This window comes from Hafnia sp. HMSC23F03, from assembly GCF_001816025.1.
GTDB lineage: Bacteria > Pseudomonadota > Gammaproteobacteria > Enterobacterales > Enterobacteriaceae > Hafnia > Hafnia paralvei.
Genome location: NZ_KV824193.1, coordinates 1 through 21,342 on the forward strand (window position 1 = coordinate 1; position 21,342 = coordinate 21,342).

The window sequence follows — 21,342 nt, forward strand, 5'->3', positions numbered from 1 at the left end:
CGAAACCCTACACAGTTCTCATGTAAATTTCGGTACTTAAGCGTCCGAAACCTTACACAGTTCTCATGTAGAGCATACAAAACCTTACCCCGCCCAAAACACCTTCACTGTACCTTCGGCCTAAAGAAAATCACTGGCAATACCACCAACGCCATCGCGTAGAACATGCCACCTTGATAATGCTCAAATAGGAAACCCGATAGCATCGTCATTATTGCAACGCTTCCTCCCATTCCCAGCGCCGAATAGACCGCCTGTAGACGAATAACATCGCCGCCCTGCCGTGCTGAAATAAAACGCATCGCCGCAAGATGGCAAACAGTGAAAGATCCGGCATGCAAAATCTGAATCAAAATCAGCCAAGGTAAGGCGGTGGTTGACCCCATCAAGCTCCAGCGAATCACCGCGCAAATGCACGATAACAGCAGCAGGTGAGAAACTGACATACGACGAAAGAGTCGTTTGCTCAGAGCAAAAATGATCACTTCAGCCACGACGCCGAGCGACCAGAGATAGCCGACCACCGATGCTGAATAGCCCGCTTCCTGCCAGTAGATAGTGCTAAATCCATAGTAGCCCGCATGAGCGCCCTGTAATAAAGCCGCGCACAACAAAAAACGCCATACCGGCGCTTCTGTTAATAACATCTTCCACGGAGTGGTGTCTTGCACCGCACTCTCTTTCAGCGCGTCCTGTGGCATATGGCGCGGGCGTAGCAGCATGCCAAGCAGCATGGCGACCAGTCCCGCCCACAGGCAATACATAATCGCTTTATGGCCAAACGCATTCACCACTTCGCCGGTTACCGCAGAGCCAATCACAAAAGCCATCGAGCCCCATAACCGTACTTTTCCATAATCCAAACCAACCTGACGCAGCCATGTGGCGGCTAAGGCATCGGTTAAAGGGATCAACGGGCCATAGAAAAGGCTGAATCCGGCCATCACAACCAGCAGCCAAGCCCAAGCGGTCCCAAATGAGAAAGCGATAGAACAAATCAGGGCAAGGAGAGCGATCAGACGAAGTGCAGTAATGAGTTGAGAGGCTTTTTTAACCGAGGGGGCAATAAACAAACTACCGAGAAAACGGGCTATCATTCCAGCGCCAAGCAATATGCCAATCGACTCTGGTGAAATTCCCTCGCCTTGTAACCACAGGCTCCAGAACGGCAAAAATATGCCAAAAGAGAAAAAATAGGTGAAATAACTCAGTCCTAACCAACCCGCAGACGGCAACATTTTCCCTCCTTAATTTTAAACGCGTTACTTTGACAGAGGCCTTTCATGCTGGCAATCAATATCGTCGGAAAATCAATTAGAAAACAAATATCCCCCACTGATGTCGACGGGTCGTATTTAAAATACGCTGAAGATTTTTAATTCCCATCAGTTGCTTTATTTACTATTTGATTGCAAACGATATACGGCGCTTAAACCGCTTAATTTTTTGTGAGATGCGGATCTAAAATTAGGATTTGATTGATTCCATCTACGCTAAGGCTGGCTAACATAGGCATCCCCGTACTTTGACTAGGACGATGACGAGTGACCCATTCCACTTCGTTAGAAAATATTGATGCACTCAAGGCTGAAATCAATCAGGAACTTTCCATGATGGAATTTGACTTAAAACTGCAAATTTCGCACGATGTTTTAGCCACCTATTCGGAAAAAGAATCCGAAGAAACTCTTGAAGCCACGGCTTGAATCACGCACATCTTTCCCCGGTTCACTGAGCCGGGATTGCCTGCAGTAGCTCACAGCGTTTATCCAATAACGACTCCACTGAAGCGCGATTGCGCTCCCCCATCCCTACCCGCGTTGCCAGCAAAATAAATCCGGGCTGCGTATCAAAGGTTGTAGGTACGATAGCAACACCGTAATAAGCCAATTGTTCTGGCGTAAGTTTAAACTGCTCGGCCAATGAACGAATCGGATATACCCCCATCAGCGTCGGCTGAACGACGCGTTTGGCGTAAAACGCATGACGCAGCAACGTATCCGGTAATAAAGTCCACTGTTCTCGAATAAAGGCTCTTTCCGCTTTTAGCTGGCGGCGCACATCTTCACGCAGACAGGTGAGATGAATATGAAGCTGATTCTGACTGCGCCCATAGGCTGAATTTAGCGCTAGCCCTAACACATCGTCCGGTATCGGCTTGCCATATTCGTAGGCTAAACGGTGGCGCATCGTCCACGCATAACCAAAATAGTCGGGCGCGTCATTGGGTAATAGCGCAGGACTTTCAATTCCGCTCATTCGAGTATTAGGCACTAAAATAAAATGGTAATGAAAGCGGGGATTTTGAATAACGGTGAAACCGTGCTGTAGATCTTGAGTTGGGCTGTAAATCTGAGTGCAAGGTGCGGGATCGTGTTTTTGCTGATAGTTCACCCGACATACTTTATCAACTACGCCCCATAAGGCATCGGACTTGGCGCAGCCGCAGAGCAAAAACACCAATATAAGAGGTACGAAACTAAAAATCGTTCGATACACATTTAGCGTCGCACCTCTAAACATCAGCATACTACGCGATATTCAAATACTTATGGGTTTGCATCGATAAACGCCAGTTACGCGCAATGCAGGTTTCAATGCACAGCTTGGTAGCACTCTCTTTTTGGCTAATCGGCTGAAGCGCAATAATACGTTGCTTATCATCGTGCAGCACCGCCAGTAGGGTATCCAAATCTTCAATATCACGCTCGCGAGCCACGGGGTGTTTCACCTCATCGGCACGTATCAAAGCAGATTCCAACACCTTCATGCCGCCCTTCATATTCACCTTGGGCGATACGGTGACCCACGTTGCGTCTGAACAACGGATTTCATGCGTGCCACTGGTTTCTATCTGGCACGAGAAACCGTGCTGGTTCAGTAATTCCGTTAACGGGCGTAAATCATGAATACATGGCTCACCGCCGGTAATCACCACATGGCGCGCGGTATAACCACGTTCGTGCAGGATCGCCAAAAGTTGGTCAGGCGTGGCACTCCCCCATGCATCGCTCTCTGTGGTCTTGATCAGGATCTCATTCATGCCGATTTCGCGCTCAGGCAACTGTTCCCACGTATGCTTGGTATCACACCAGCTACACCCGACTGGACAGCCTTGCAGGCGAATAAAAATAGCCGGAACACCGGTGTAAAAACCTTCCCCTTGCAGGGTCTGGAACAATTCATTTATCGGATACGACATGACACTCTCATTATTAACAAAATCTTCTCACCCTATACCCAAACAGTTGGCGCTGCTGCTAACGCAGAAGCAGCTTCAAGTATGGGAGGTAATAAAAAAGCTGCCCATATTGTCGCAGATTTGTCTCTGCTTAGCCAAACCACACCGCACGCCGTCAACTCTGCGTATGCAAGTCACAATTAGATAACATTTCAATCAAAAACGTTTGACACCCTTCGCGCTTTCGAAAATAAATGTATATACAACTCTATACAGCTTTGGAGACGTAATGAATTTATTGGCTTCTGACGTTATTTGGCGCAACGGGCGCTTGGCAACCATGAGCGCACAGCATAAAGCGCCCTATGGAGTTATCGAGCGTCATGCGTTGATCGTGCGCGATAAACATATTATAGCCGTGATCCCTGAAGACCAGCTTCCAGCGCAGCATCCGCTACAGGTGGATTTACAACATCGGCTAGTGACACCCGGACTTATCGACTGCCATACACATCTTGTTTTCGGTGGCGATCGTGCCTACGAATGGGAACAACGTCTGAATGGGGTTTCCTATACGGAAATCAGCCAAAACGGCGGCGGGATCAATGCTACCGTTCGAGCCACCCGCGAAACCTCACCGGACACGCTGCTCGCCCTCAGCCAACAACGCCTGCGCGCATTGACGGATGAAGGAGTAACGACGGTAGAAATCAAATCGGGCTACGGGCTGGATTTAATTAACGAAGAAAAACAGCTACGCGTAGCGCAGCAGTTAGCGCGGCAAAATGCCGTAGATATCAGCCCTACGCTGCTTTCTGCTCATACAACACCGCCGGAATACCGCGGACGCGCTGACGCCTATATCGATCTGATCTGCGAAGAGATTCTGCCTCAGCTATGGGACAAAAAACTCTTTGAGTCAGTTGATGTGTTCTGTGAAAGCGTAGGTTTCTCACTGGCACAAAGTGAAAAGCTATTTGCCGCCGCCCATCGTTTGGGCATTCCCGTTCGCGGTCATATGGAACAACTCTCCAATCTCGGCGGCAGTCAACTGGTCGCTAGCTATCGCGGCCTTTCAACCGACCATATTGAACACCTTGATGAAACGGGAATTCAGGCTCTGGCACACAGTCAAACCGTCGCCGTGCTGCTGCCCGGCGCATTCTACTTTCTGCGAGAAACCCAGCGTCCACCGGTTGAAATGCTACGCCAATATCATGTTCCTATGGCGGTCGCCAGTGATTTCAACCCTGGAACCAGCCCTTTTGCTTCTCTGCGTCTCGCCATGAATATGGCCTGCGTACAGTTTGGACTCACGCCAGAAGAAGCTTGGCTCGGCGTAACCCGTCACGCAGCTCAGGCGCTGAATCGCCAGCACAGCCACGGGCAACTTGCTGCCGGTTTTCAGGCTAATTTCGCCGTATGGGATGCAGAAAAGCCGGTGGAAATTATTTACGAGCTGGGGCGAAACCCTCTGTATCAGCGAGTTTATCAAGGTCACCCAACTGCAAAAAAACCTAACGAGGACGCACAATGAGCCATTGGCAACCCACCGCCGCAGACGTGTGGCAAGGTCGTAACGATTTAGCGGAGTCTCCTGAAGCACTGCGCTTATTTCAGGTGGTTGGGCAACAAGATGAGCCAAGGCCGGTCATTTTGCTGGGTTTCGCCTGCGATGAGGGGGTAAAACGAAACCATGGCCGTATTGGTGCCGCCGCCGCTCCCGATGCACTGCGTAAAATGCTGGCGAATCTCGCGGCTCACGCTGGACACCATCGTTTAACCGACGGTGGCACGCTGATGGTGGGTGAAACACCGCTGGAAGAAGCGCAGGAAACATTCAGCCAAGGCGTAACAGCCTACCAGCAGCGCGGCATGCGCACATTAGTCTTCGGCGGAGGACATGAAACCGCCTTCGCTCACGGTTTAGGGATCTATCGTGCTCATCCCAACAAAACCGTAGGCATTATTAATTTCGACGCCCATCTCGATTTGCGGCGCAATGACGTCGCCACGTCCGGCACCCCATTCCGCCAGTTGGCACAGCACTGTGAACAGCACCAGAAACCATTCCACTATTTATGCGTGGGAGCTAGCTTAGCCGCCAATACGCAAGCGCTGGTCAATGAGGCTCATCGGTTAAACGTTGAGATCGTTTGGGATACCGATGCACTAACCCGAACGCTGGACGATCTCTGCCATCAGATCCGCACGTTTATGGGAAAATGTGAGATCGTTTATCTCACTATCGATCTCGATGTATTACCCGCATGGCAAATGCCTGGGGTTTCAGCCCCAGCAGCGGTAGGTTTACCTATTGAGCGCCTGTTGCCGCTGATTGGCGCAATATGTGAATGCCCCTCATTGTGGGGAGCAGATCTAGTGGAATACAATCCGTCATTGGATCCACTACAGTCGGGTGCGCGGACGGCGGCGCGAATCGCGTGGCAAATCCTACATCAATGGAACATAGGCGAGCGCCCATAAGGAATATTATCCATGACACTTCCCACTGATTTATCAACTTTATCCACGCCTGCTCCCCTGTACGAGCAGGTCAAAAAAATGATCACCGATAACATCAGTAATGGAACTTGGCCGCCAAATCACCGTATTCCTTCAGAGGCCGAGCTAGTCGCTCATCTGGGGTTCAGCCGAATGACCATCAACCGCGCACTGCGTGAGCTGACTCATCAAGGGTTGCTGATCCGTATGCAGGGCGTCGGTACGTTTGTAGCTGAACCCAAAGGGCAATCAGCGCTGTTCGAAGTACACAGCATCCGCGACGAAATTCTGGCGCGCAATCATCGTCATCACTGCAAAATTATCGTGCTGGTCGAAGCACAGGCCAACAGCGAACAGGCCGCTGCGCTCAACCTTGGCGTGGGTTCAAGGCTCTTTCACTCAATCATCGTGCATTATGAAAACGATACGCCGGTGCAAATTGAAAACCGTTACGTGAATCCCGTCGTTGCACCGGATTATCTTCAACAGGATTTTCAAAAAATCACGCCGCATGACTATTTATCCTGCGTTGCGCCACTCACGGAAGGCGAGCATATCGTTGAAGCAGTGTTACCTTCCGCCGAAGAAAGTCAGTGGCTACATATCCATGCCAGCGAGCCTTGCCTATTGATCGAACGCCGAACTTGGTCTAAACATCATAATGTTACCTATGCAAAATTGCTGTTTCCCGGAACTCGGCATCGCTTAAAAGGACATTTCACCTCATGAATCAATGGCAGATCATACGATGGGCTGATTATCATTCGATGCCCTGGAAAAATGGACAAGGCGTTACACAAGAGATCATGCGCGTGGATTCGCCCAGCGGGCGGGACTTTCGCTGGCGTCTTTCCATGGCAGACGTCACCACCGATGGCGATTTTTCTAGTTATACCGGCTATCAACGCATCCTTTCCATTTTGGAAGGCGAAGGTTTGCAACTCAAAATAGACGGCCGAGTCGAACCGCCATTGTTGATCTGCGGAATTCAGCGTTTTTCCGGCGATAGCCGCGTCAGCAGCACGCTATTGAATGGGAAAGTGCGCGACCTTAACTTGATTTATGACCCACGCTATTACGGTGCTCGACTACAGTGGGTGACGACCAGCCCCAATATGCCTCCCCTGCGCTGCCACGCGAGCACCATTATTTTATTCTGTCACGACGGCGAAATATCCCTTACCCCAGTAGGCGGTGGCAAATCAATCACCCTAAATAAATACGACAGCGCAGTGCTCGTCACGCCAAGACCGCAAACCCATACCGTTGAACTCGATGGTCATGGACATCTCGGTGTATTTGAACTGACGGGATTTGATGAGTAACACTGGTGAATAATTGAAGTTCACTTAAATATTCCTAATTTAGTTTTTACCCCTGTTAATCATGTCAGTCTGCCGCACGATTGGTTAAACTATAACTAATCGAGTGGTATGTAGCTGCTCGTTAACAGGAGGTTATCGATGTTTACCGTTATTCCCGTCTTAGTGGTTGTTGCGTTGGTCATCGTTTGGTCAGGGATTAAGATCGTGCCGCAAGGCTTCCAATGGACCGTTGAACGCTTTGGCCGCTATACCAAAACATTAATGCCAGGTCTGAATCTCATCGTGCCATTCATGGATCGCGTTGGTCGCAAGATCAACATGATGGAACAGGTTCTGGATATTCCTGCCCAAGAGATTATTTCGAAAGATAACGCCAACGTCACTATTGACGCCGTATGTTTTATTCAGGTTATCGATCCGGCGCGTGCCGCCTATGAAGTCAGCAATCTGGAGCGCGCCATCGTCAATTTGACCATGACAAATTTCCGAACAGTCTTGGGTTCAATGGAACTGGACGAAATGCTGTCTCAGCGCGATCACATCAATGGCCGTTTGCTGCATATCGTGGATGAAGCGACTAATCCTTGGGGCGTTAAAGTTACTCGTATCGAGATCCGCGACGTGCGCCCACCGGTTGAACTGGTTGCGTCCATGAATGCCCAGATGAAGGCAGAACGTACTAAACGTGCCGATATTCTGGAGGCCGAAGGGGTACGTCAGGCTGCCATTTTACGCGCCGAAGGTGAAAAACAGTCTCAAATCCTGAAAGCGGAAGGTGAGCGCCAGTCTGCATTCCTACAGGCAGAAGCGCGTGAGCGTGCCGCAGAGGCTGAAGCTCAGGCGACGAAAATGGTTTCTGAGGCTATTGCCGCCGGTAACATTCAGGCCATTAACTATTTCGTGGCACAGAAATATACCGATGCGCTGCAAAAAATTGGATCTGCCACTAACAGCAAAGTCATCATGATGCCATTGGAAGCCAGCAATCTGATGGGCTCAATCGGCGGCATTGCTGAACTGCTTAAAGAAACTGGTCCGGTTAAAGGCAAATCATAATGGTCGAATACATTGCCCAAAATCCGCATGGCTTCTGGCTGTCGCTGGGTGGTGTGCTGTTAGCAGCCGAATTGCTTGGGGCAGGTGGATACCTGCTGTGGAGCGGGATCTCTGCCCTGATAGTCGGTTTGTTGACATGGATTTTTCCCTTCGGTTGGGAGTGGCAGGCAACGCTGTTCGCTATTCTCACCGTCGCAACCGCTTTTCTTTGGTGGCGCTGGCTCAAGCGTAGCCAACCAGAATCGAAAAACAACGACGACTTGCTCAATCAGCGTAGCCGACAGCTCATTGGCGCCCGCGCAACCTTAGAAGCGCCGATTGTCAATGGCAATGGACGTATTCGGATTGGCGACAGCAGTTGGCGAGTGACCTGTTATCAGGATCTGCCGACAGGCACCGTCGTTGAAGTTGCGGATGTTGAAGGGATTACCCTGAAAGTCAAAGCCATTAGGTCATAACATGCAAATTTTGGCGGCAATTTGATATTTCCGCCAATAATCTGAGTGACACCGTCAGCAAAGACGTGATTTCAGCGATAGCGAAAAAGCATGTTCAAGATGACGTTCTCGATAGGGAGATCATTATGATTGATGCGTTTTCAAGAAAACAAATCGCGCAGGCAATTCGCCAATTTTCTATCGGCCGCATTTCTAACTATCAATATGAACAGCGGGTCAGCGCCTGTATTTCAACTGAAGATGCCATCGTTAAGCGTTTTATGTCCGACGCTGAGTGGATCACCGATGACGATGAATTCAGCCTGAAAGACGAACAGTTGCTCACCGCTCAGGAAAAAGAGGAAAACGCGCGTATTATTTTATTTTTACGTTCAAATTTAGAATATCGCTGGCCTGAACCCGAAATCACCTCCCTATCGTGGTCCTATATCACGGGGGCTTCATGCTTCCTTCTCACCATCATCCTAGCCCAGTACGGTACACAAAGGCTCTGGCAGGCGACTTTAGGCACGGTGATTCTGGTTTGCCTATGGACTCATCATTTAAGAAATAAAAGAAAGAAGCGTGCACAGGATGCACTCATAAAAGCATCTGGTGGCGATAAATCCGTATGGCCTTTCTTTAATCATGAGGAATATCGCCAAGCCTTAGCACGGCCAATTTATCTGGCAGGCCCTCGATAAAACCGGCTATAGCACAGAGATACCACCATACTATTTACCGCGATATTATTTACCGCGATGGCAGCATCCCGCCAGATTATTAATAATCGGACAATCGGCGCTATCATCGCCGGGGCACTCATCGGCCAACGACATTAAACGTAACCGCATTGCCTGTAACTCTTCAATCTGACGCTCTATTTCAGCCACTTTTTCTAACGTACGGCTTTTAACATCGGCACTATGGCGGCTTTTATCTCGAAAGAGATCGACCAAATCGCGACACTCTTCTAGCGTAAATCCCACTTGACGAGCCTGACGCAGCAAGGTGAGCTCTTCAATATGCTTTTCGGCGTAAAAACGGTAGCCGTTATCCGCCCTATTTGGCGCAGTCACTAGACCCTTTTCCTCATAAAACCGGATGGTTTTACTGGTGAGTCCCGTTTTCTTGGCAACTTCACTAATATTCATTTTTCCTCCCGCTTGACCTTACCCTTGCTGGAAGGTTTAAGCTTAGTCCAAGTGAAAAATAGCATGTCATTCACCGGTCGGCCAACATCCTTGGATTGAACGGTAATACTCAAGAGGAATTCATTATGTCACAAACTCAGCTGTTCGCACTGCAAGGTTTGTCCTGCATGAACTGTGCGAAAAAAGTAAAAACTGCGCTAGAGGCGCGCCCTGACATTGAAGTCGCTCAGTTGAATAATCCGCGTTACGCTAAAGTCACCGGCGACGCTGATGCCCAGACCATTGTCTCAACCGTTGAACAAGCGGGCTATCACGCCACGCTGGCGGGTACGCCAGACGTTACGCTAGCGTTAAGCGGTCTGAGCTGTGGGCATTGCACCGCCAGCGTGACCAAAGCGCTGGAAGCCGTCGCAGGCGTTGATGCTGCCGATGTGTCTCTGACAGAAGCTAAGATCTATGGCTCTGCCGAAGCCGCCGTGCTGATAGAAGCAGTCAAAGCGGCTGGCTATGAAGCTGCTCTAGCCCAAGGTGAAAGCCACCCAAAAACTGAGCCGCTGACACAGTCTGCATCTAACAGCACGACAGCAACACAAGCGCCGGAAACTCTGGCAGCGGCTGAAACATCATCTCCGGCCACTCGTAGTATTCCGGATACCTCCGCAGACACCGATGACAGCGTCCAATTGCTGCTTGATGGCATGAGTTGTGCCAGCTGTGTTCTGAAAGTGCAGAATGCTTTGCAAGGGGTTCCCGGCGTAGATCAAGCGCGAGTTAACCTTGCCGAACGAAGTGCATTAGTCACAGGGCATAGCGATCCGCAGGCGCTGATTCAGGCTGTTGAAAAAGCAGGTTACGGTGCTGAAATCATTCAAGATGAAGAAAAACGCCGCGCACGCCAGCAAGAGTCCGCTGAGAAATCGGTAAAAAAATTCCGTTGGCAGGCGGCGTTAGGTTTAGGCCTTGGTGTTCCGCTGATGGCATGGGGTTTATTCGGTGGCTCAATGGAGTTGACAGCGGCCAACCAGAATAATTGGTTGATCGTTGGCCTGATTACGCTTGGTGTCATGGTATTTGCTGGCGGACATTTCTACCGTAACGCATGGCGTAGCCTAATGAACGGTAGTGCGACGATGGATACCTTAGTGGCATTGGGTACCGGTGCCGCTTGGCTGTATTCCATCACCGTAACCCTGTGGCCACAGGTGTTTCCGATGGAAGCACGTCATCTCTATTATGAAGCCAGTGCGATGATCATCGGTTTGATTAACCTTGGTCACGCCATGGAGGCTCGTGCTCGCCAACGTTCGAGCAAAGCGCTTGAGCGTTTGCTGGACTTAACTCCGCCAACCGCTCGCGTCGTCACCGAAGAGGGAGAGAAAACCCTCCCGCTGGCGGATGTTAAGCTAGGAATGACACTTCGCCTAACCACCGGAGATCGTGTACCGGTCGATGGTGAGATTATCTCCGGAGAAGTGTGGATGGATGAAGCCATGCTTACTGGCGAACCCATCCCGCAGCAGAAATCCACCGGCGATCAGGTTCATGCAGGTACCGTGGTACAAGATGGTAGCGTGCTGTTTCGCGCTGGTGCTATCGGCAGCCAAACCACGCTGGCGCGCATCATCAAACTGGTTCGTCAGGCGCAAAGCAGCAAGCCTGAGATTGGCCAGTTGGCTGACCGTATTTCAGCGGTGTTTGTTCCTACCGTCGTCGGGATTGCTATCTTCAGCGGTCTGATCTGGTACTTCTTTGGCCCACAACCACAGATTGTCTACACCTTAGTGGTTGCAACGACGGTACTGATCATTGCTTGCCCTTGCGCACTAGGCTTGGCGACCCCCATGTCGATTATTGCTGGCGTGGGACGCGCAGCAGAGTTTGGCGTATTGGTGCGTGATGCAGATGCGTTGCAGCGCGCCAGTGAGCTCGATACCTTGGTATTCGACAAAACCGGTACATTGACCGAAGGGCAGCCAAAAGTCGTTGAAATTCATACGTTCAACGATGTCAGTGAGGCTCAAGCATTGCAATGGGCTGCTGCGTTGGAAGCGGGCTCAAACCATCCTTTGGCACGCGCCATCACAGAACGAGCAGAACGTTTGGTCATTCCAGATGTGACGCAGTTCCGCACCTTGCGCGGTTTAGGCGTAAGCGGAGACGTCGAGGGTTATACGCTTCTGCTGGGGAATGATTCGCTGATGGAACAACAAAAAGTGGATATCAGCGACGTGAAAGCGCTACTGAAACAGCAGGCCGAGCGTGGAATTACGCCCGTGTTGTTATCAGCAAACGGTAAGCCAGCGGCGCTGCTCTCCATTCGTGATCCCCTGAGAAGCGACAGTGTCGAAGCACTACAGCGATTACACGGGCTAGGTTATCAGTTGGTCATGCTGACCGGTGATAACCCGCTGACCGCCAACGCCATTGCCAAAGAAGCGGGCATTGACCGAGTTATCGCTGGCGTGATGCCAGAAGGTAAAGCGGATGCAATTAAAGCTTTGCAGGCCAAAGGGCATAAAGTTGCGATGGTTGGCGACGGTATCAACGACGCCCCAGCTCTGGCACAGGCCGATGTGGGTATAGCCATGGGAGGAGGTAGCGATATCGCCATTGAAACGGCTGCTATTACTCTGATGCGCCACAGTCTGACCGGTGTGGCTGACGCCATTGAAATCTCCTGCGCCACGCTGCGCAATATGAAGCAAAACCTGCTGGGGGCCTTTGTATACAACTCACTGGGGATCCCGATTGCTGCAGGTGTGCTCTACCCGCTCACCGGAACACTGCTTAGTCCAGTGGTCGCTGGCGCAGCAATGGCGCTGTCATCCATTACCGTAGTCAGCAACGCCAACCGTTTATTGCGCTTTAAGCCCAAATCTAAATAAAGGCTAAATCGACACCAAACGTGACAAAAAGCATCGAGATTTCGGTGCTTTTTTTTTGCCTTTGCCTGCACACTGCACGTAGCATAGAAAAAAAGGGAAGGTGATTAATGAAACACTGGCTGCGTAAACTTGCTCTCTGGTTGGGAATTGTCCCCACGACGACCTATGCCTATCCTGCGCTGGATATCCACTTGCAAGGCGGCGTAAACCTGCATCTGGTGGGAAGCATCCATATGGGCACCGAAACCATGTCCCCTCTCCCCCATGCGCTAATTCAACGGCTAAAACAGGCGGATGCGTTAATCGTTGAAGCCGATATCACCCGCTCCTCCCCCTCTTTTGAAACACCTGAGACAGAAACCCCGCTGGAGTTTCACCTCTCTCACGAACAATGGTTGCAGGTGCAACAGCGCTGTCAAGAAACGGGAATTCCGGTGAGCGCCGTTCAGTATTTTCCCGCCTGGCGCACCGCGTTAACCTTACAGGCACAGCAGGCGCATCAGTTAGGTCTACGCTCTGAATATGGTATCGACTATCAGATGCTGCGTTTTGCTCAGCAAAGTTCACTCAACGTCATCGAACTTGAGGGGGCTGATACTCAAATGGCGTTACTGCACGCGTTACCCAATAATGGGATCGTGCTGCTGCAAGACACCCTGACACATTGGCATACCAACGCACGCTTGCTGCAAACGCTGATTAGCGGATGGATATCACCGACGGAGTCGATCTCAACCACCGATCTACCGACCACTTTCAGCGATGAGCTTTATCAAGTACTAATGGGCGATCGCAATCAAAAATGGCAAAAAATGCTGCTGGCACTCCCCGCAGGAAACTATGTGGTCGCCGTTGGCGCTTTACATCTCTACAGCGAAGGTAACCTGCCAGAACTCCTCGCGCCCTACACTGCACATTAGGCGAAAAAAATGGCCAATATTTCTATTGGCCAGTCAAAGAGGAATTTCATTATTATCGTTATGCTACAAGGATAGACATTCTGTTTACCCTCGTAGTTGCCAGCATAGGGTAGCAATGCCGCTGTGATTCTGGCAATAGTTATTCTGTGGATGCTGTAGCCAACAAACATTTAGCGCACGAATAAATAAGTAACCGAACCTGACGTTGATGAATAACAGCGTTATCATTGTGCTCATTGTCATGTTGCATACACAGAGTTCGGGTTTGCATAGGTTCGCTAACCCCACCAAGATGCAGCTTAAAGTATGATGGATTTAGAGGTTTAAATAATGACTCCCGCTGTTCTTCTGCTTGAAAAAAACAAAGTGCCTTTTACCCTCCACCAGTACCATCACGACAGCGACGAAACCAATTTCGGCGATGAAGTCGTTCGTAAGCTAGGTTTAAACGCCGAGCAGGTTTATAAAACCCTGCTGGTTTCCCTTAACGGCGACGCTAAAAATTTGGCCGTTGCGGTAACCCCCGTAGCTTCAATGCTGGATTTAAAAAAAGTGGCCAAAGCATTCTCCGCTAAAAAAGCGGATATGGCCGATCCACAGCTGGCACAGCGCGTTACCGGTTATCTGGTGGGAGGCATTAGTCCATTAGGGCAAAAGAAACGCCTGCCTACCGTTATCGACAGCGGTGCGCAGCAATTTGATTCGATTTATGTATCCGGTGGAAAACGAGGGCTTGATATTGAACTCTCAGCGCAAGACCTTAGCCGTATGACCAACGCCAGCTTTGCCGAGATTGCGAAACGAGATTGACGAGTTCTGTTTATCAGAACCCGTCAAAATTGAATTTTCACTCAATGAGCTTGGTTTAACTTCTGCACTTCAGCTTTAGCCTTCGCTAACTGCGCTTCAAAGGCGGGATTATTGTGTAAGGATGCAACCACGGCGCTGCCGACGACACGGGCAGCGTCTACGTCGCTTTGCCAATGATAGCCACAGATAACGCGGCTCTGCCCAAGATCATAACCTCGTTTGAGGATTTCATTCTGTCGAGCAGGATTCACTTCAGCCAGCACCAGCGCCACTGACCAGCCAATAGTGGTATGGCCCGAAGGGTATGAACCGTTGGTTGACAGCTCTTTCTCATCTTCAGGGCGACAGGTTGCTTCCTTATAGAAAGCAAAGGGACGTACGCGGTTATAATGTTGCTTGGCTGAACGCGTCGCATACTCGCCCGCATCCTCTTTCATCGTCGTAATCAGAGTGAAGGTTTCAGGGGTTTTTTCTTTCGAAATCGGGAAACCAAAGGCCGTGGAGAAATTTCGCGCCAAACTATCTTTAGAAACGTCGGCGTCATCATACGCCTGCTTTCCACGCTCTGTGCTGCGCTGCGCTTTCCCTTCATCATAGTGAGCTTTGTCACTCAGGAAATCGATGCTGGTGTAAGCGGGTGGGGGTGGCAGCAGCTTTAAGCTGTCGGGTGCTTGTTCATATTTAAGATAATGATCGTCGGCAGCCATGCCGTAACCAGAGACTAATAAACCAACTAACGTTGCTAAAACTATTTTCTTCATCGGTGTGTTTCCTCCTATCTGGCATCTTAAATGCTCTGATCGTTGCCGACCGTGACAGGGATAACATTTGCCTAATGAATGCTAGCAGTTATTTGATAATTAAAATAAAAATGGCGCTGATAAAAATGCAAAAACCCGCACTAGGCGGGTTCTTAATATGCAGTCACTTAGCGTTTCTGCATGCGTTATTAGCTATTACAGCGCAACAACGTTTACTGCTGATGGACCTTTAGCGCCGTTCTCGATAGAGAACTCAACTTTTTGGCCTTCATCAAGAGTTTTGAAATCATTGCTCTGGATTGCAGAGAAATGTACGAATACATCTTTGCTGCCATCTTCAGGAGAGATGAAACCGAAACCTTTACCAGCGTCAAACCATTTTACTAAACCAGTCATTTTATTAGACATAGATACTTCCTTTAATTATTTTTTGAGCCATCAGCGATTTAAAAAATCACCTGGCGAATGTGGTCGTCTTCAGAGAGTTACTTATTGAAAAGTTCTTATTTGGCACTTAGGAGAAGACTCACAAGAAGAAGAGGTATCTATGCGGATAGCGCTTGAACTGAGGACTGCTTTACTAAAACTGCGTTCATAAGGTCTGTGTTTCAAACCGATGACGCTATTTACTCATACCCGACCTAAGTTATCAAGAATTATTTTCAAATAATAATTTTCTCATCTAGACGGCTAGACTGGTGGAAGTTTAGGTGGGGACATGTTTGGCGTTGACGGAGAGCAAAACCTACCCTCCGTCATGCACGACTTTACTGATAAACAATCTCGCCTTTCGGCTCATAGTCTGCCACTTTGAGCGGAGAGTGTTTTTCGATGTACTGCTTTAACACCTCTGCGTCCACAAACCCTGTATTCACATAGCTTGGCAACTCACTCACGATCGGATAATCGTCACCCCCCGTGGCGTTAAAATTGAGCAGCGCCAAACGGTAGACTTTGTCTGCCTGTAATGGCTCTCCTTTAATTTTCACATCGCGAACGCCTTTTCCATCCGCGATTAAACTCACGTTTGAGAATTGAGCATAAGCGCCAGAATCCACTTTTTTATTGGCAACCACGGCGAGATATTTTTCGAGATCGCTACCTTTCATCTCCACATACGCCACGGTGTTGCCAAACGGCTGCACTTTTAACACATCTTTGTAGCTAATATCTCCCGGTTCGATAGAGTCTCGGACTCCTCCACCGCTCATGACTCCCAAATCGGCCTGAGTGCGCTCCATCTGCGCCGCCAGCAGCAAGCGCGCCATATTGGTTTGTTCAAAGCGAACTTTGCTACGATCGCCCTCTAATTTTCCATCCACGCTACCGACTTTAACTTCCAACTGTGCTTTGCCCTTCTCTTCAAACGGCGTCAACAGCTTGAGCATTTGCGGGTTTTGCTCGATTTTGTGGGTGTAATATGCACGCTCAACGGTACCATCATCTTTGGTCACTTTTTTGCTGAGGTTCACGGGAATAAGCTGGTAGTGCTGTAGCGTCAGCGCGCCGTTGCGGAAGGTAAAATCAGCGCGGCCAACATATTTGCCCCATTCATGCGCCTGCACGATCCAAGTACCGTTTTGGCGATCGGGGGCACACGGTGTCCCTGGCACATAATCAACCTGCTTTTTATTCTCTGACGCCATGCACACCGGATCTTGTGAGTGGCCGCCGACAATCATGTCCAGATATCCCGCAGGGAGCTTGCGCGCCATTTCAACGTCGCCGGGTGCATTGGAACCATGCTCGCCGTTATCATAGTGCCCCATATGGGTGGCCGCGATGATCACATCCGGTTTTTCGTTTTGTTTGATCTGCTGGATCAGCGTCTTAGCTTCCACTGCCGGATCACGGAATTCGATCCCTTTTAATAATTCAGGGTTGCCGATCTTCGCGGTGTCATCGGTGGTTAAACCAATCACGGCAATTTTAATATCCTGCTTATCGAAAACTTCGTATGGCTTAAATAACCGTTTTTCAGTGCCTTGCTGGTAAATATTGGCTGAAAGCAAAGGAAAGGTCGCCCACTTTTCCTGCTGACGTAATACGGATAACGGGTTGTCAAACTCATGATTACCAATCGCCATCGCATCATAGCCAACTAGATTCATGCCGCGAAAATCAGGCTCTGCATCCTGTAAATCTGACTCGGGAACGCCAGTATTGATATCCCCACCGGAGAGCAACAATACGCTACCGCCTTGCGCCGCAACCTCTTGGCGTATCTGATCCACCAGCGTTTTCTGCGCAGCTAAACCATATTCCCCATTGGCATTTTGCCAAAAGTGACCATGGTGATCGTTGGTGTGCAGAATTGTGATGTTATAGGTTTTGTCTTTTTCCCATGCGGCAGCCCACGTCGGCACCAGTGCGAGCGTTACCGCTAAAGCGCATGCCGTTCCTTTTAGAGCAAATTTCATACGGGTTCTCCGTGTCGTCATATTCATCATCCCATTACCGTTCTAGTTATTATGTTTATTCGATTTAAATCACTGCGTTGAATGATCAGTCTAAAATTCTAACGGCTAATTTGTCGGATCATTTCATTTTTTTGCGAGCACTTTCAAATTACAGCCCACATTTGCCAGCAATGGCGAACAAATAACCGACGAGAAGATAAAAACAACGGTTGACCAAGAATGATAAACTTTGTCATTGTTAGCTTGATGACTATCTCTATTTATCAGCCTGCACATAACCTGTACATAAATAGCTCCTTAACCCACAACATAACAAAAATACACTATGACTGACCGCATCGATCCGGTGTCCGATTCCGTGACACAAAAGCCCGTCAATCGCACCTCGTTCTCCATTCTGGGTGCCATCAGCGTGTCACATCTGCTGAACGATATGATCCAATCGCTGATTTTAGCGATCTACCCAATTTTACGCGGGGAGTTTTCACTTAGTTTTGCGCAGATAGGCCTTATCACCCTAACCTATCAGCTCACAGCCTCATTGCTGCAACCGCTCATCGGTATGTATACCGATAAACACCCTAAACCCTATTCTTTACCGATAGGCATGGGATTCACGTTGGCAGGGCTTTTACTGTTATCGGTCGCACCTAGTTTTAGCGTGGTACTTATTGCCGCTGCGCTGGTGGGGACGGGCTCGTCAATCTTCCATCCCGAATCTTCACGCGTTGCACGTATGGCCTCCGGTGGCCGCCATGGTCTGGCACAATCGGTATTTCAGGTCGGTGGCAACTTTGGTAGCTCGTTGGGGCCCTTGCTGGCGGCGGCGGTTATTGCGCCTTACGGTCAGGGAAATATCGCCTGGTTTTCTCTGGCAGCGCTGCTCGCCATCGTTGTACTACTGCAGGTGAGCAAGTGGTATCAGCATCAAACGCGTCAAAGCAAAGGTAAGCCCAAAGGCCAAGGCGCGGTAAAAGTGCTGCCACGACGCACCGTGGTTATCTCTCTATCGATACTGCTCGTGCTGATTTTTTCAAAATACTTCTATCTCACCAGTATTAGCAGCTATTACACCTTTTATCTTATCCATAAGTTTGGTGTTTCAGTACAAAGTGCGCAGATTCATTTGTTTGCATTCCTGTTTGCTGTCGCCGCCGGAACCATTATTGGCGGGCCTTTAGGCGATAAGATAGGACGTAAATATGTTATTTGGGGCTCAATTCTGGGTGTCGCACCGTTTACGCTCGCTTTACCCTACGCTTCTCTGTACTGGACGGGCATTTTAACCGTTATTATCGGTGTCATATTGGCTTCGGCATTTTCCGCCATCTTGGTTTACGCACAAGAGCTCATCCCTGGCAAAGTCGGCATGGTTTCTGGTCTATTCTTTGGTTTTGCCTTCGGTATGGGAGGCTTGGGAGCCGCGGTTCTTGGCTATGTTGCCGATCTCACCAGCATCGATTTGGTTTATCAGATTTGTGCATTCCTGCCATTACTCGGCATCTTGACTGCTTTACTGCCGAATATAGAGCATAAAGACGCTAACTAGCCTTAATAACCCGACTTATCCTGTAGGATTGGTCGGGTTATCCTCTTCCCAAAGCCGCGTACCACATGAACTTGCCTGACAAAACCTTCATTTACTGCCATCCGCACGTTTTTTTTCTAATTTCTGACTGATTTCCCAAAATTAACTCAGCAGAATATCGATAAATACAATAAACTTATTAGAGATACCTATTGATTTCACGAAGCAAAAGCACCACTAAAGGTACTGCGACGTGAGAAATTGCGGTTTTAGTACCCCAATAATTAGAGTTGCATCGCAAAAACCTGAGTCTGATGAGCCGTTTTTGTGCCGTTGCCGACAGGACGAAGCCTTGCCGTACCCGACAAGCCAGCTGAGTTTCGTGAGGAACGAGCACTGCTAACACAGATGCTGCTTCAAGTATGACGGGTATACACACATTAATTGAAACTGTAGCCATGAAACGGCTTCAAGTTAAAAAAGGTATTTTTATTATTTAGCTGTTCGTGCAGTGCTAGAAGGAGTCTAGATGCATCACTCAACCCCGCTTATTACGACAATCGTTGGAGGCTTAGTTCTCGCCTTTCTTTTAGGTATGCTGGCAAATCGTCTGCGAATATCCCCATTAGTGGGCTATTTGGTCGCAGGCGTACTTGCTGGCCCGTTTACACCCGGCTTCGTGGCTGATACCTCACTCGCCCCAGAGCTGGCCGAAATTGGTGTTATCTTGCTAATGTTCGGTGTTGGTCTGCACTTCTCTCTAAAAGATTTAATGGCGGTTAAAAACATCGCGATACCCGGCGCTATTGCACAAATCGCTGTGGCAACATTGCTGGGTATGGGACTTTCGTCGTTATTAGGTTGGGATTTAGTCACCGGCTTAGTTTTTGGCCTGTGTTTATCCACCGCGAGTACCGTGGTATTGCTGCGCGCTTTGGAAGAGCGGCAGCTAATTGATAGCCAACGCGGGCAAATCGCCATTGGCTGGCTGATCGTAGAAGATCTGGCAATGGTGCTAACACTGGTTCTTTTACCTGCTTTCGCCGGAATTATGGGCGAAGGGCAAAATATGCAGCTAAAAGACCTGCTGATTGAGCTTGGTATCACGCTGGGTAAAGTCATCGCCTTTATCACCATTATGATCGTGGTGGGACGCCGTTTGGTGCCTTGGATTTTGGCCAAAACCGCCAGCACGGGCTCACGCGAGCTGTTTACCCTTTCCGTTCTGGCATTAGCCATGGGCGTCGCCTACGGTGCCGTCGCAATATTCGACGTCTCTTTCGCACTTGGCGCCTTCTTTGCTGGCATGGTACTGAACGAATCAGAGCTTAGCCACCGAGCGGCTCACGATACATTGCCACTGCGGGACGCATTTGCGGTGCTGTTCTTTGTTTCAGTAGGGATGTTATTTGACCCAATGATTTTGGTCGAACAACCACTCGCTGTACTGGGCTGCTTAGCAATCATCGTATTTGGTAAGTCCGTTGCTGCATTCCTGCTAGTGAAGATGTTTGGTCACTCTAAACGTACTGCGCTAACGGTTTCCGTCAGTCTGGCTCAAATTGGTGAATTCGCCTTCATTTTGGCTGGTTTGGGGATTTCCCTAAATATGCTATCACCGGAAGGTCGGAATTTGGTGCTGGCAGGGGCGATCCTGTCCATCATGATTAACCCACTCCTGTTTACTCTACTGGAGCGTTATCTGGCCAAAACGGAAACTATCGAAGACCAAAGCCTGCAAGAAGTCACTGAAGAAGAAGAGAAACAGATCCCTGTTGACCTCTGCAACCATGTACTTCTGGTTGGCTACGGGCGCGTAGGCAGTCTCATCGGCGCTAAACTGCATGATGCAGGCGTTCCACTGGTGGTTATCGAGAACTCCCGCCCGCGCGTTGAGGCGCTACGTGAGCAAGGTATTCATGCGGTACTGGGTAATGCGGCGAATCCCGAAATTTTGGAGCTAGCGAGAATCGATTGTGCACGCTGGCTGCTACTCACTATTCCAAACGGCTACGAAGCCGGTGAGATTGTCGCCTTTGCCCGCACCAAGCGAGACTCTCTGGATATTATCGCCCGAGCGCACTACGACGATGAAGTCGCCTATATTTCAGATCGCGGTGCGAATCAGGTGGTGATGGGCGAACGTGAGATCGCCAACAGTATGTTGGAGTTGCTGCAGGTCGATAAGATGACGGATGAGGATAAGATGCAGGGGTGTGCTATATAATATTACGGCTGCCGCTTTCAGATTATCCATGTTGAATGGTGTAGGGTTGTACACATAAGTTTATGGTGTAGATTTCGTACGCCTAAGGCACCGAAACCGACATGCACTCCGTGCAGGCGTCCGAGCAAGGCGG

The 21,342-nt window shown here is 49.5% G+C and carries 20 protein-coding genes; 13 read left to right on the forward strand and 7 right to left on the reverse strand.

Annotated features, from left to right (window positions below):
• Positions 1 to 104: 104 nt before the first annotated feature.
• Positions 105 to 1,238: a 3-phenylpropionate MFS transporter gene (locus HMPREF3091_RS03040; protein ID WP_070714180.1), complete on the reverse strand. Its 1,134-nt coding sequence runs from the start codon at positions 1,236 to 1,238 to the stop codon at positions 105 to 107.
• 306 nt (positions 1,239 to 1,544) lie between these two features.
• On the opposite strand from HMPREF3091_RS03040, the gene HMPREF3091_RS22600 reads away from it, so the two are divergent.
• Entirely contained in the window at positions 1,545 to 1,706 is a 162-nt protein-coding gene (locus HMPREF3091_RS22600; RefSeq protein WP_008814220.1) for a hypothetical protein, read from the forward strand.
• Between the two features lie 22 nt (positions 1,707 to 1,728).
• Here the strand turns inward: HMPREF3091_RS22600 and HMPREF3091_RS03045 are convergent, their stop codons facing one another.
• Both HMPREF3091_RS03045 and queE read right to left on the reverse strand, forming a co-directional pair.
• Entirely contained in the window at positions 1,729 to 2,529 is an 801-nt protein-coding gene (locus HMPREF3091_RS03045; protein WP_070714182.1) for a CDP-diacylglycerol diphosphatase, read from the reverse strand.
• A gap of 1 nt (position 2,530) precedes the next feature.
• Positions 2,531 to 3,202: a 7-carboxy-7-deazaguanine synthase QueE gene (gene queE / locus HMPREF3091_RS03050; protein ID WP_004091810.1), complete on the reverse strand. Its 672-nt coding sequence runs from the start codon at positions 3,200 to 3,202 to the stop codon at positions 2,531 to 2,533.
• A 268-nt stretch (positions 3,203 to 3,470) separates the two neighbouring features.
• Here queE and hutI point away from each other — a divergent pair, with 268 nt between their 5' ends.
• The 7 genes from hutI to HMPREF3091_RS03085 all read left to right on the forward strand — a co-directional run bounded on the left by hutI (position 3,471) and on the right by HMPREF3091_RS03085 (position 9,208).
• On the forward strand, positions 3,471 to 4,718 hold the full coding sequence (gene hutI, locus HMPREF3091_RS03055; protein WP_070714185.1) for an imidazolonepropionase: 1,248 nt from the start codon (positions 3,471 to 3,473) through the stop codon (positions 4,716 to 4,718).
• On the forward strand, positions 4,715 to 5,668 hold the full coding sequence (gene hutG / locus HMPREF3091_RS03060) for a formimidoylglutamase (RefSeq protein ID WP_070714188.1): 954 nt from the start codon (positions 4,715 to 4,717) through the stop codon (positions 5,666 to 5,668). Before hutI ends, hutG begins: the two co-directional genes overlap by 4 nt.
• A 12-nt stretch (positions 5,669 to 5,680) precedes the next feature.
• Positions 5,681 to 6,415, forward strand: coding sequence for a histidine utilization repressor (hutC, locus tag HMPREF3091_RS03065; RefSeq protein WP_070714189.1), 735 nt, complete (start codon positions 5,681 to 5,683; stop codon positions 6,413 to 6,415).
• The gene (locus tag HMPREF3091_RS03070) at positions 6,412 to 7,011 is read left to right on the forward strand and encodes a HutD/Ves family protein (protein WP_004091804.1); all 600 of its coding nucleotides are present in this window, start codon (positions 6,412 to 6,414) and stop codon (positions 7,009 to 7,011) included. The genes hutC and HMPREF3091_RS03070 overlap by 4 nt, the downstream gene beginning before the upstream one ends.
• Positions 7,012 to 7,149: 138 nt before the next feature.
• Positions 7,150 to 8,067 carry an SPFH domain-containing protein gene (locus tag HMPREF3091_RS03075; RefSeq protein ID WP_004091802.1) on the forward strand — a complete coding sequence of 306 codons (918 nt, stop codon included), beginning with the start codon at positions 7,150 to 7,152 and terminating at the stop codon, positions 8,065 to 8,067.
• Entirely contained in the window at positions 8,067 to 8,525 is a 459-nt protein-coding gene (locus HMPREF3091_RS03080; RefSeq protein WP_008814227.1) for an NfeD family protein, read from the forward strand. Before HMPREF3091_RS03075 ends, HMPREF3091_RS03080 begins: the two co-directional genes overlap by 1 nt.
• Positions 8,526 to 8,650: 125 nt before the next feature.
• Positions 8,651 to 9,208, forward strand: a complete 558-nt coding sequence (locus tag HMPREF3091_RS03085) for a hypothetical protein (RefSeq protein WP_070714192.1) — start codon at positions 8,651 to 8,653, stop codon at positions 9,206 to 9,208.
• A 45-nt stretch (positions 9,209 to 9,253) separates the two neighbouring features.
• On the opposite strand, the gene cueR is transcribed toward HMPREF3091_RS03085, so the two are convergent.
• Positions 9,254 to 9,658, reverse strand: a complete 405-nt coding sequence (gene cueR / locus HMPREF3091_RS03090) for a Cu(I)-responsive transcriptional regulator (RefSeq protein WP_004091798.1) — start codon at positions 9,656 to 9,658, stop codon at positions 9,254 to 9,256.
• Positions 9,659 to 9,783: 125 nt separating this feature from the next.
• On the opposite strand from cueR, the gene copA reads away from it, so the two are divergent.
• The 3 genes from copA (at position 9,784) to ybaK (ending at position 14,273) form a co-directional block, all read left to right on the forward strand.
• Positions 9,784 to 12,543, forward strand: coding sequence for a copper-exporting P-type ATPase CopA (gene copA, locus HMPREF3091_RS03095; RefSeq protein ID WP_070714195.1), 2,760 nt, complete (start codon positions 9,784 to 9,786; stop codon positions 12,541 to 12,543).
• Between the two features lie 107 nt (positions 12,544 to 12,650).
• Entirely contained in the window at positions 12,651 to 13,463 is an 813-nt protein-coding gene (locus HMPREF3091_RS03100; RefSeq protein ID WP_070714198.1) for a TraB/GumN family protein, read from the forward strand.
• A 330-nt stretch (positions 13,464 to 13,793) separates the two neighbouring features.
• Complete coding sequence (ybaK, locus tag HMPREF3091_RS03105) at positions 13,794 to 14,273, forward strand: Cys-tRNA(Pro)/Cys-tRNA(Cys) deacylase YbaK (RefSeq protein ID WP_070714200.1); 480 nt, start codon at positions 13,794 to 13,796, stop codon at positions 14,271 to 14,273.
• 41 nt (positions 14,274 to 14,314) lie between these two features.
• Here ybaK and HMPREF3091_RS03110 read toward each other — a convergent pair whose 3' ends face one another.
• From HMPREF3091_RS03110 to ushA, 3 genes are all read right to left on the reverse strand, one after another.
• Complete coding sequence (locus HMPREF3091_RS03110; RefSeq protein ID WP_004091793.1) at positions 14,315 to 15,034, reverse strand: acid phosphatase; 720 nt, start codon at positions 15,032 to 15,034, stop codon at positions 14,315 to 14,317.
• 195 nt (positions 15,035 to 15,229) lie between these two features.
• Positions 15,230 to 15,442 carry a transcription antiterminator/RNA stability regulator CspE gene (gene cspA / locus HMPREF3091_RS03115; RefSeq protein WP_004091792.1) on the reverse strand — a complete coding sequence of 71 codons (213 nt, stop codon included), beginning with the start codon at positions 15,440 to 15,442 and terminating at the stop codon, positions 15,230 to 15,232.
• Positions 15,443 to 15,801: 359 nt separating this feature from the next.
• Positions 15,802 to 17,454, reverse strand: a complete 1,653-nt coding sequence (gene ushA, locus HMPREF3091_RS03120) for a bifunctional UDP-sugar hydrolase/5'-nucleotidase UshA (RefSeq protein ID WP_070714203.1) — start codon at positions 17,452 to 17,454, stop codon at positions 15,802 to 15,804.
• 325 nt (positions 17,455 to 17,779) lie between these two features.
• Between ushA and HMPREF3091_RS03125 the strand changes: the two genes are divergently transcribed.
• Positions 17,780 to 19,003 carry an MFS transporter gene (locus tag HMPREF3091_RS03125; RefSeq protein ID WP_008814233.1) on the forward strand — a complete coding sequence of 408 codons (1,224 nt, stop codon included), beginning with the start codon at positions 17,780 to 17,782 and terminating at the stop codon, positions 19,001 to 19,003.
• A 508-nt stretch (positions 19,004 to 19,511) separates the two neighbouring features.
• Complete coding sequence (gene ybaL / locus HMPREF3091_RS03130; protein ID WP_004091788.1) at positions 19,512 to 21,209, forward strand: YbaL family putative K(+) efflux transporter; 1,698 nt, start codon at positions 19,512 to 19,514, stop codon at positions 21,207 to 21,209.
• Positions 21,210 to 21,342 lie beyond the last annotated feature (133 nt).

Bases quoted from the DNA above. Each gene is read 5' to 3' on its own strand.
- HMPREF3091_RS03070 (WP_004091804.1), top strand. From the start codon at position 6,412: ATGAATCAATGGCAGATCATACGATGGGCTGATTATCATTCGATGCCC.
- HMPREF3091_RS03040 (WP_070714180.1), bottom strand. From the start codon at position 1,238: ATGTTGCCGTCTGCGGGTTGGTTAGGACTGAGTTATTTCACCTATTTT.
- HMPREF3091_RS03100 (WP_070714198.1), top strand. From the start codon at position 12,651: ATGAAACACTGGCTGCGTAAACTTGCTCTCTGGTTGGGAATTGTCCCC.
- HMPREF3091_RS03085 (WP_070714192.1), top strand. From the start codon at position 8,651: ATGATTGATGCGTTTTCAAGAAAACAAATCGCGCAGGCAATTCGCCAA.
- queE (WP_004091810.1), bottom strand. From the start codon at position 3,202: ATGTCGTATCCGATAAATGAATTGTTCCAGACCCTGCAAGGGGAAGGT.
- copA (WP_070714195.1), top strand. From the start codon at position 9,784: ATGTCACAAACTCAGCTGTTCGCACTGCAAGGTTTGTCCTGCATGAAC.
- hutG (WP_070714188.1), top strand. From the start codon at position 4,715: ATGAGCCATTGGCAACCCACCGCCGCAGACGTGTGGCAAGGTCGTAAC.
- ushA (WP_070714203.1), bottom strand. From the start codon at position 17,454: ATGAAATTTGCTCTAAAAGGAACGGCATGCGCTTTAGCGGTAACGCTC.
- hutC (WP_070714189.1), top strand. From the start codon at position 5,681: ATGACACTTCCCACTGATTTATCAACTTTATCCACGCCTGCTCCCCTG.
- ybaL (WP_004091788.1), top strand. From the start codon at position 19,512: ATGCATCACTCAACCCCGCTTATTACGACAATCGTTGGAGGCTTAGTT.
- HMPREF3091_RS03075 (WP_004091802.1), top strand. From the start codon at position 7,150: ATGTTTACCGTTATTCCCGTCTTAGTGGTTGTTGCGTTGGTCATCGTT.
- ybaK (WP_070714200.1), top strand. From the start codon at position 13,794: ATGACTCCCGCTGTTCTTCTGCTTGAAAAAAACAAAGTGCCTTTTACC.
- HMPREF3091_RS03110 (WP_004091793.1), bottom strand. From the start codon at position 15,034: ATGAAGAAAATAGTTTTAGCAACGTTAGTTGGTTTATTAGTCTCTGGT.
- hutI (WP_070714185.1), top strand. From the start codon at position 3,471: ATGAATTTATTGGCTTCTGACGTTATTTGGCGCAACGGGCGCTTGGCA.
- HMPREF3091_RS03080 (WP_008814227.1), top strand. From the start codon at position 8,067: ATGGTCGAATACATTGCCCAAAATCCGCATGGCTTCTGGCTGTCGCTG.
- cspA (WP_004091792.1), bottom strand. From the start codon at position 15,442: ATGTCTAATAAAATGACTGGTTTAGTAAAATGGTTTGACGCTGGTAAA.
- HMPREF3091_RS03045 (WP_070714182.1), bottom strand. From the start codon at position 2,529: ATGCTGATGTTTAGAGGTGCGACGCTAAATGTGTATCGAACGATTTTT.
- cueR (WP_004091798.1), bottom strand. From the start codon at position 9,658: ATGAATATTAGTGAAGTTGCCAAGAAAACGGGACTCACCAGTAAAACC.
- HMPREF3091_RS03125 (WP_008814233.1), top strand. From the start codon at position 17,780: ATGACTGACCGCATCGATCCGGTGTCCGATTCCGTGACACAAAAGCCC.